General features: G+C 56.3%; 3 protein-coding genes. All 3 read right to left on the bottom strand.

Annotated features, from left to right (window positions below; all coding sequences use genetic code 11):
* Positions 1-237: 237 nt before the first annotated feature.
* The 3 genes from BMX57_RS20780 to BMX57_RS20235 all read right to left on the bottom strand — a co-directional run bounded on the left by BMX57_RS20780 (position 238) and on the right by BMX57_RS20235 (position 2,315).
* Positions 238-384 (bottom strand): hypothetical protein, encoded by a 147-nt coding sequence (locus tag BMX57_RS20780; protein ID WP_177175521.1) that lies wholly within the window; start codon positions 382-384, stop codon positions 238-240.
* A 234-nt stretch (positions 385-618) separates the two neighbouring features.
* A complete protein-coding gene (locus tag BMX57_RS20240) occupies positions 619-1,149 on the bottom strand; it encodes a hypothetical protein (protein ID WP_092371729.1) in 531 nt (176 codons plus the stop codon).
* A gap of 188 nt (positions 1,150-1,337) precedes the next feature.
* The gene (locus BMX57_RS20235) at positions 1,338-2,315 is read right to left on the bottom strand and encodes an IS1595 family transposase (protein ID WP_092371726.1); all 978 of its coding nucleotides are present in this window, start codon (positions 2,313-2,315) and stop codon (positions 1,338-1,340) included.
* Positions 2,316-2,385 lie beyond the last annotated feature (70 nt).

Below are 2,385 nucleotides of genomic sequence, written 5' to 3'. Positions count from 1 at the left end.
AAGGCGATTGTATATTTGACAAACCCGTAGCCTAAGCGTTTCGGTGCCGCCTTAGACCATCAAGTGCAAGCTGGTTTAGATCGACGCCATAGTCGGCTGGGTTCCACCCTTCCGCTTCCAAATACCGGCGACAGGACGCAGCCAAAGCGGAAGCCGCTTCATCTTCTGATTGGCCGTCATATTGTCCTGCCTGACCCGCAATAAATTCATCGGCCATGTGGTATATCTGCCCTCCCATCAGTCTTTTCCTTTTTCCTTGCCCTTCGGCTTATCCTTTACCAGCTTTTTCAGCTTCTTGTTGAACCGATCTTCATCGTCGTCCGTCCCGAGTTCGCGGGCAGCTTCCTTGAAGCGTTCGAGTTGGGATTTTTCATCATTCGCCACGGCGAAACCTCATGTGATTTGACCCGGAGTCTACCAGCCCATATATGTACGACAAGAGCCGCAACGAGTTTGGACCCCGCGCGGCTCTTGCCTTGGCCCCTTGTGGAAGGGGGCCGCTTAAGGTGGAGCTAGAGGGAATCGAACCCTCGGGCCTGACAGGTGGGTAACCGACTGCCCGCACCTAGCTAGCCCCACGTCTATGTAGCCCCGGCCATGTGCCGGGGCTTACCCCTTCTAAAAGGGGATCTCATCGTCCCAAGAGTGCGTTTTGCTATCTGCACCTCCTGAGTTGATCACCTCGTCTTTGGAGTCCTCGCGGCTCATCTTTTTCTCATCTGTAGTGTAGACACCTTTCCGGCCCTCAACGCTCCAGACCATCGACATGCGATAGAGCTTGTTCTGAACAAACCGCCGCTTTTGCGTGACTTTGAACTTGCGGTAGAGGCCGACAAGGATCTGATCGAGCGATGCCTCGCCGCCGTAGGCGTTAATCACAGTTACTATCTGATCCTCAAGCTCATCGGTCTTGGCTATAGAAAGCTCGTCTCGCAACTCTTGGGGAAGGTCGTGAATATTGCCGAGATCAGGAGGAAGTGCTGAGGTGAGCGCCTCAAGGTCCACAATGCGTTGCACAGCCCATTCCAGGGGCGGGACCAGGGCGTCGAACTTCTGCGACACTGACTCGCGACCGGCCTCGCGATTTTGATCACTCCACGTCTTCAAATCAGCTATGACCTGCTTGACGGAGTCGAGGTTTTCTGCCATCTAGAACTCACTTTCTGAAGGACCATCGCGGGGCTGCAACCCTAGGTCCAGAATCGCCCGGCACCAGAATTGGTGCCGGGCTTATTCGTTCATACGACATGAAGGCCGTATCTGCAAGCGACTTGCTGCAAGTTTTTCACTTCTTCTGTTTGGGGTGTTCTTCGTTTCTGCAATGCCAGTTTCTTGCATCACGCATTGCTTGCGTCAGTCCCGCGATAAGTCAGTCGCTTGCCTGTCGCGCCACGTAGCGCAATTGCACCACGCTCAGCATCGCCAGTGCCGTTCGCGATCCGATTGTTATACCGGAAATCGAACTCCGCCGCGTAGCGGTGCAGATGCTGCTTTCCGCAGTGCTGGTAGACGCCCTTCATACCGCGCTTGAAGATACTGTAGAAGCCTTCAACCGTGTTGGTGTGAACCTCGGGGTAACCGGGGCGCACGTATTCTTCCTTGCTGTGGTTGACCCAATCGTGACCGCCAAAATCGGGGTCAACGGCAAGGCCTTGATATTGGCGGGCCTCGTCAGTCAGGATGAACGCCTCGCGGCCAATGTTCTCGCGCAGGATCGGAATGAGCGTGGACTTCTTGAGGTCGTCAACAACGATGCTGCGGGCGCGCTTGGTGTCGCGGTCCACGAGGGTCAGCACCTTCATCTTGTGGGAACCTCCGCGCGCGTTCTTCGCCTTCTTGATACCCGGCTCCTTGCCGATGAACGTCTCGTCAACCTCGACTGCACCGCCATTGCTGCCGAACGGGGCCAGCGCGCCATCGCGCATACACTCGCGAATGCGGTGCGTCAGAAACCACGCGCTCTTATAGGTGATGCCCAGAACGCGGTGAAGCTGGTGGCTGCTGATGCCCTTCTTGCTGGACACCATCAGATGAATGGCTTGCAGCCACAGGTGAAGCGGCAGGTGGCTTTCCTCGAAAATGGTGCCCTTGCGCACGGTGAACTGCTTGCGGCACTCGCGACACTTCCACAGGCCGTGACGCTCTTTGCCCTCCGGGTTCTTCTTGCTGGGCTTGGTGCGAACGCCCGTCAGGCGATAGGCGCGGTCCACAACGCCGCAGTGCGGGCAGACCGGACCATCCGCCCAAAGCATCGCTTCGACGTGCTCGAAAGCGGCGGCTTCGTCGTGCATGTAAGGGGCGGAAAGAACAGACATGGCGTGATCCTCAACTTCTTGACTCCAAAATAGGAATCTCAGTTGGGTTTGTCAAATATACAATCGCCAA

Source organism: Cribrihabitans marinus, from assembly GCF_900109035.1.
GTDB classification, from domain to species: domain Bacteria; phylum Pseudomonadota; class Alphaproteobacteria; order Rhodobacterales; family Rhodobacteraceae; genus Cribrihabitans; species Cribrihabitans marinus.
The sequence above is the reverse complement of the archived record's forward strand: the minus strand, read 5'-3'. Positions and strand labels throughout refer to the sequence as shown.